A 6,943-nucleotide genomic window follows, 5' to 3' on the forward strand; every position below is an offset into this window, starting at 1 on the left:
AAGGCGGAAGCCGCCGAGCTCGCGCGCCAGGCGCGCGAGGGCCTGGAGGCGCGGCTTGCCGCGCACGGACCGACGCCCGGCTACACGGTCGAGCAATATCGCGAGCGGCTCGAATTCGAGCTCGGCATCATCGAGAAGATGAAGTTCCCCGGCTACTTCCTGATCGTTGCCGACTTCATCAAATGGGCGAAGGCGCAAGGCATCCCGGTCGGACCGGGGCGCGGTTCGGGCGCCGGCTCGCTTGTCGCCTATTCGACCACCATCACCGACATCGACCCGCTGCGCTTCTCGCTGCTGTTCGAGCGCTTCCTCAACCCGGACCGCGTCTCGATGCCGGACTTCGACATCGACTTTTGCCAGGACCGGCGCGAGGAGGTCATCCGCTACGTCCAGCAGAAATACGGCCGCGACCAGGTCGGGCAGATCATCACCTTCGGAACGCTGCAGGCGCGTGCGGTGCTGCGCGACGTCGGCCGCGTCCTGCAGATGCCGTATGGCCAGGTCGACAAGCTCTCCAAGATGGTGCCGCAGAACCCGGCTAACCCGGTCAAGCTGGCGGACGCTATCGCCAACGAGCCGCGCTTCGCCGAGGAGGCAGAAAAGGAGCCGATCGTGCAGACGCTGCTCGACACCGCGCAGAAGCTCGAGGGCCTCTACCGCCATGCCTCGACGCATGCCGCCGGCATCGTCATCGGCGACCGGCCGTTGTCGGAATTGGTGCCGATGTACCGCGATCCGCGCTCGGACATGCCGGTCACCCAGTTCAACATGAAATATGTCGAGCAGGCCGGGCTGGTGAAATTCGACTTCCTCGGCCTGAAGACGCTGACGGTGCTGGAAACGGCGGTGAAGCTGATCCGGCGGCGCGGTGTGGATATCGATCTTGCCCGCATCCCGCTCGACGACCCCGAGACTTATGCCATGCTGTCGCGCGGCGAGGTGGTCGGGGTGTTCCAGGTTGAAAGCGCGGGCATGCGCAAGGCGCTGATCGGCATGCGGCCGGACTGCATCGAGGACATCATCGCGCTGGTCGCGCTCTATCGCCCAGGCCCGATGGAGAACATCCCGACCTACAACGCCAGAAAGCATGGCGAGGAGGAGATGGCCTCGATCCACCCCAAGATCGACCACCTTGTGAAGGAAACTCAAGGCGTCATCGTTTACCAGGAACAGGTGATGCAGATCGCGCAGGAGCTGGCCGGCTATTCGCTCGGCGAAGCCGATCTCTTGCGCCGCGCCATGGGCAAGAAGATCCGCGCCGAGATGGACAAGCAGCGCGAGCGCTTCGTCACCGGCGCCGTCGAGCGCGGCGTCGGCAAGGCGCAGGCCGATTTCATCTTCGATCTGCTGGCGAAATTCGCCGACTACGGCTTCAACAAGTCGCACGCCGCGGCTTATGCGGTCGTTTCCTACCAGACCGCCTACCTCAAGGCGCACTATCCGGTCGAGTTCCTGGCGGCGTCGATGACGCTCGACATGAGCAACACCGACAAACTGGCGGATTTCCGCCAGGACGCGCTGCGCCTCGGCATCGAGGTGGTGGCGCCGTCGGTGATGACCAGCTTCCGACCCTTCGAGGTCGGCGAGAACAAGATCTTCTACTCGCTGGCGGCGCTCAAAGGCGTCGGCGACGCCGCGGTCGAGCACATCGTCGAGAAGCGCGGTGAGAGGCCGTTCAAGAGCCTAGCCGACTTCTGCGAGCGCGTGGATCCGAAGATCGTCGGCAAGCGCGTCTTCGAAAGCCTGATCATGGCGGGGGCCCTGGACTGCTTCGGGCATGACCGCGCCGTGATGATGGCCGGCGTGGAGCGGATGATGGGGCTCGCGTCGCTGGCGCAGCAGAATGCCATCTCGGGCCAGACGGATATTTTCGGCGCCTCGCTCGGCGCGCAATCGCAGGCGCTCAACCTGCCGGCGGCCGAGCCATGGCTTGCCGCCGACCGGCTGCACCGCGAGTTCCAGGTGGTCGGCTTCTATCTCTCTGCGCATCCGCTCGACGAATACAAGGCGGCGCTGCAGAAGATGCGGGTGCAGAACTGGGCGGAATTCTCCGCCGCGGTCAAACGCGGCGCTGCGGCCGGCCGGCTCGCCGGCACCGTCACCACGAAGCAGGAGCGCAAGACCCGCACCGGCAACAAGATGGGCGTCGTGCAGTTTTCCGACACCACCGGCCAGTACGAGGCGGTGCTGTTCTCCGAAGGCCTGGCGCAGTATCGCGACATGCTGGAGCCTGGCCGTTCGGTGGTGATCACCGTCTCGGCCGAAGACCGGCCGGAGGGGATCAATCTGCGCATCCAGACGGTGCAGTCGCTGGAGGACGAAGCAAGCCGCATCCAAAAGGCGCTACGCATCTTCGTGCGTGATGCTCAGCCCATCAACATCCTTGCCAACCAGCTTGCCGTGAAGGGCGAGGGGCAGGTGAGCTTCGTGCTGATCAAGGAAGCCGGCCAGGGCGAGGTGGAGATCGAACTGCCCAACCGCTATCGCATCTCGCCGCAGGTCGCGTCGGCCATGCGCGCGGTGCCGGGTGTCGTCGAAGTGGAACTGGTGTAGCGTTCCAACTACTTGTTCTCGCGCAACTCCGAACAGAAACCGGGTAACGCTTTTCCTGGAATGCTTTGGCGCGAGGCGTGGCCACCAATTCAAGCCCCGCCGCCATCACCCGTACTGGCCAAACCACGTCATTCGCTCAACGACGTATGGTTCTGTATATCTTTGCCTAACTTGTTCTTGCTAATCTTGCAACTGGGCTGCGGAAATGTTGGGGCCCAAGCTGTAAGCAAGGCTGACGATTGGGCAGGAGCGGGCACGATGGTCGACAAGTCGAATCTCGCGATCGTCGCAACTGATCTCGATGGGCAGCACGCCGATGACGCAGGGGCCCCTCTCGTGTCGGCCATTATCCCTTGCCTGAACGAAGAGCGCACGCTCGGCATCTGCATTCGCAAGGCGCTTGACGTTTTTTCGAAGCGGGGCATTAAGGGCGAGGTCGTCGTCGGGGACAATGGGTCGACCGATCGGTCGGTGGAGATTGCCGAGTCCCTCGGCGCGCGTGTCGTGCACCAGCGGGTCAAGGGATACGGCGCGGCGATCAGCGCGGCGGCTGAAGCTGCACGAGGCAAGTACCTCGTCATGGCGGATGCGGACGATTCCTACGACTGGAGCAGCCTAGGCGACTTCATCGACGCGCTGGAGGGTGGTGCCGAACTGGTGATGGGCGATCGCTTCGCCGGCGGTATCGAGCCCGGCGCCATGCCCCCTCTGCATCGGTATCTTGGCAATCCTGCGCTTTCAACAATTGCCCGCTGGCTTCATCATTCTCCGATACACGATTTTCATTGCGGCATGCGAGGATTCACCCGCGATGCGTTTCGCCAAATGGGCGCGCGCTCGCCTGGCATGGAATTCGCCTCGGAGATGGTCATCAACGCGCATCGCGCGGGCCTGGTGATCCGCGAGGTGCCAATCAAGCTCTATCCGGACAAGCGCGGCCGCCCACCTCACCTGCGTTCGTTCCGCGACGGTTGGCGACATCTGCGGCTGATCGTGGCCCATGCACCCAACACCATGTATCTCATACCGGGAGCGACCTTGCTGGTGTCCGGTATTGCTGGTCTTGCGGTCCTCGCGGCGGGACCTGTCCGGATCGGAGGGTGGTATTTCGGAATTCACTTCGTCGCGCTCTCCGCGATGGCGACGCTGATTGGCCTTTCGGCCATCCTTTTCGGTATGCTGGCCAAGGTGGCGATCGCTATCTATCACCCGGGCCACGGCGGCCGGGTCGTGCCTTGGCTGATGCGCGGCCGCCCGCTGGAATGGCTGGTCTTTTCCGGCGGCATGCTCGCGGCGGCGGGCTTTGTCGCGGACTTATTGCTGGCACTGCATTGGATTTTCATAGGCGGCCCGATGGAGCAATCGGTGCACCTGACCTTCGTGATCACCACCGCCTGCGTGGCCGGGATGTCCATGGTGCTGTCCGGCTTCGTTCTCAAGTTGCTGCTTGATAATCTGGACGATAGGCGTGCGTTCTGAGCGCTTCGACATCGAGCGCCTGGCGCGACGGAAAAAAGATAGAGTCGGCGCCAGCAGGTCGGTGGTGCATTGAAAGCTGGTGGGATGAGGGGAAGCAGGGCGGTTCCGCGGATTTGGGATACGGACTGGCTGGTCTTGCGCGGGCTAGCTCGGCTGTTGCGAAAAGAGGCGAGGGCGCATGTTAGGCCGGGCACACTAATGGTCGATCTCGGCTGTGGTGACATGCCCTATGCTGACATGATGTTCGAAATGAAGATCGACTATCGCGGCGCGGATATCGGCGAGGGCAGCTTCCTGAAAATTGACGAGCAGGGCCGCGTGCCACTAGCAGATGGCATCGCTGGAGCAGTGCTTTCAGTACAGGTCCTGGAGCACGTGCGCGACCTTGACTCGTACTGCGCCGAGATTCGGAGATTGCTGCGCGATGACGGTGTGCTGTTGTTGTCTACTCACGGCAGCTGGCTCTACCACCCTCACCCTGAGGACCATCGTCGTTGGACACGCACCGGACTTGTCGTAGATCTTGCCGATCGCGGCCTCGAAGTCGAAGAGGTGCATGCGATTGCCGGGCCCTTGGCAACCACGACGCTAATCCGCCTTACGGGCTTTGCTTTCTTCCTTCGCCGCCTACCGATCATAGGCGCAATTTTGGCGTCGCTCCTTGCCCTGTTGATGAACCTGCGCGCTCAATTGGAAGATCGTCTAACGCCCGCCCAGATACGCGACGACAATGCCTGCGTTTTCTTGGTCCGCGCTCGGAAGGCAGCGATATGAGCGTGCGCACGCCCTTCGCCTATATGGTGATCGCCGGCATCTGCATCGCGCTGCACAACGTGGTCATCATCTTGTCTGACAGGGTCGGGATACGTTTGTGGCTGGCCGTACTGTTGTCCTTCTGCGTCGTGGCGGGCACTGGCTATGTGCTTCATAGCGTATTCACCTTTCGGCGACCATTGGCTCCCATAACCTTCGCACGGTACGTCATTGCAATGATCGCCAACATACCATTGGCATTTGTCACCATATGGTTTTGGCATCAGCAGGCCGGCCTGCCGATGGTGTTCGCCTCGCCACTTGCCTCGGTCTGCATGCTGGCGCTGAACTTCCTGCTTGGTCGATGGGCTATCGCCACGCCAAACCGCTGGATGACGGGGGGACCATGACCTTGGCCACGGCAATGGGCCCGATCGATCCGAAGCTTCTGCAGGACATCCTGTCGCGTCACCTCGCCTTTTATCGAAACAAGGCGCCGACTTATCAGGCGGTTATGCTCGATAGTCTACGCGAGCTGTGGGACAAGCAGCATTGCAAATTGCTCGACGTCGGTGGTGGCACTGGGGTGATCGCTCAAGCCATAGCCGAACTCTTTCCGGTGGATGAGGTGCAGACAGTGGATATGGTTGACCGTTTCTGCCCTTCGCTGAGCGTGCTGACCAAGCAGTATGACGGCAAAACCCTGCCTTTCGCGGACCGTAGTTTTGATGCGGCGACACTCAACAATGTAGTACATCACGTTCCAGTCACAGCACGTACGGACTTGCTGCGTGAAATTCGGCGCGTGGTTGATGGTCCGCTTTACATAAAGGATCACGAAAGCTGCGGAAGGCTGGACGACCTGCGCCTCACCGCAATGGATGCGATAGGCAATATCCCATTTGGCGGAATGATCTGGGCGCGCTACTTGAAGCGGGCAGAATGGGGGAAGTTAGCAACCGAAAGTGGCTACCGCATTGCTCGTCGCGCTGCGCCGAAGCAATATCGAAAAAGCATCCATCAACTGCTGTTTCCCAATCGTCTCGAAGTGACAATGCGCTTCGAGCCCGCTTGATGGGTCGGTTCGATGCGCATTTTGACCGTCAGCCATTTCTATGAAGGTCACGGCGGCGGCATAGAGCGTGTGGCCGGGCATTTGTGCCGACAATTCACGCAACTGGGCGTTCAGGCTGTTTGGGCCGCCAGCGATGCCGATCAGCCGCCGGAAAGCGACGTTGAAGCGGTCCCTCTTGCCTGCGTCGACCCAATCGAGAAGGTCATTGGGCTGCCAATGCCGCTGGCGCGCGTCCGTGCGATTCGCGCGCTGGCCCGCGAAATGCACCGTAGCAATGCGGTCGTAGTGCACGATGCGCTGTACATGACATCGATCCTGGCATTGCTGATGTCGAAGGCTTTCCGCAAGCGCGTGGTGCTGATCCAGCATATCGCCGGCATCCCCTTTTCTTCGCGCATTCTCCGCTCCGTGATGGCACTAGCCAACATCGTCATCACGCGCCCGATGCTCCGAGCCGCTGACGCAGTTGTGTTCATCAGCGACACCGTGCGCCATGATCTTGTGGGCACGCCAGCGCGCATTCCCTTCCAACTGCTGTTCAACGGTGTTGACGGTGCGATTTTTCATCCCGCTTCAGGCCCGCTGCCTGTGCCGGAGGCCCCTGCGGCGATCTCGATCCCCCTGGGTACGCGTCGCATTCTTTTCGTTGGTCGCTACGTCGAGAAGAAAGGACTGTCGGTGCTGCGGGCTTTGGCTGCGTTCCGCCAGGATCTCGCATTTTTGATGGTCGGCAGCGGCCCGATCCACCCCGGCAAATGGGGACTTGCCAATGTTCACGACCTTGGTGTCCAGAGCCCTCAGGCCCTGGCGGACCTTTATCGGGGGGCTGACTTCCTGCTGTTGCCGAGCGTCGGAGAGGGCTTTCCGCTCGTTATTCAAGAGGCAATGGCCTGCGGGCTGCCTGTCGTCTGCGGCGAACCGAGCAACCGTGCCGACCCAGGCGCGGCCAAATGGCTGCGTGGCGTTGCCATCGACCTCACCGATCCCGACGGGTCGGCCAGGCGTTGCGCCGATGCCATCGACAGCCTTGCCCTCACCTCCGAGGAGCGAGCCGCCATGGCTCGTTACGCGTTGGCGCAGTAC

The 6,943-nt window shown here is 61.8% G+C and carries 6 protein-coding genes; all 6 read left to right on the forward strand.

Annotation, left to right across the window (positions count from 1 at the left end; translation table 11 throughout):
* A partial coding sequence (gene dnaE, locus EOA60_RS11940) for a DNA polymerase III subunit alpha (protein WP_245502548.1) occupies positions 1-2,553 on the forward strand: 2,553 nt, incomplete at its 5' end.
* Positions 2,554-2,811: 258 nt separating this feature from the next.
* Positions 2,812-4,032, forward strand: coding sequence for a glycosyltransferase family 2 protein (locus EOA60_RS11945; RefSeq protein ID WP_095826102.1), 1,221 nt, complete (start codon positions 2,812-2,814; stop codon positions 4,030-4,032).
* A 198-nt stretch (positions 4,033-4,230) separates the two neighbouring features.
* Positions 4,231-4,806, forward strand: a complete 576-nt coding sequence (locus EOA60_RS11950; RefSeq protein ID WP_197504263.1) for a methyltransferase domain-containing protein — start codon at positions 4,231-4,233, stop codon at positions 4,804-4,806.
* Positions 4,803-5,195, forward strand: coding sequence for a GtrA family protein (locus EOA60_RS11955; protein ID WP_095826101.1), 393 nt, complete (start codon positions 4,803-4,805; stop codon positions 5,193-5,195). The genes EOA60_RS11950 and EOA60_RS11955 overlap by 4 nt, the downstream gene beginning before the upstream one ends.
* Positions 5,192-5,860 (forward strand): class I SAM-dependent methyltransferase, encoded by a 669-nt coding sequence (locus EOA60_RS11960; protein WP_164748279.1) that lies wholly within the window; start codon positions 5,192-5,194, stop codon positions 5,858-5,860. The genes EOA60_RS11955 and EOA60_RS11960 overlap by 4 nt, the downstream gene beginning before the upstream one ends.
* Before the next feature lie 12 nt (positions 5,861-5,872).
* The coding region (locus EOA60_RS11965) for a glycosyltransferase family 4 protein (protein ID WP_164899272.1) at positions 5,873-6,943 on the forward strand (1,071 nt) is incomplete at its 3' end.

The organism is Mesorhizobium sp. M1A.F.Ca.IN.020.06.1.1, from assembly GCF_004023265.1.
In the GTDB taxonomy this organism is placed as follows: domain Bacteria; phylum Pseudomonadota; class Alphaproteobacteria; order Rhizobiales; family Rhizobiaceae; genus Mesorhizobium.

What these genes read in the sequence shown, in the direction of transcription:
- EOA60_RS11955 (WP_095826101.1), top strand. Translation starts at nt 4,803, where the DNA reads ATGAGCGTGCGCACGCCCTTCGCCTATATGGTGATCGCCGGCATCTGC.
- EOA60_RS11945 (WP_095826102.1), top strand. Translation starts at nt 2,812, where the DNA reads ATGGTCGACAAGTCGAATCTCGCGATCGTCGCAACTGATCTCGATGGG.
- EOA60_RS11950 (WP_197504263.1), top strand. Translation starts at nt 4,231, where the DNA reads ATGGTCGATCTCGGCTGTGGTGACATGCCCTATGCTGACATGATGTTC.
- EOA60_RS11960 (WP_164748279.1), top strand. Translation starts at nt 5,192, where the DNA reads ATGACCTTGGCCACGGCAATGGGCCCGATCGATCCGAAGCTTCTGCAG.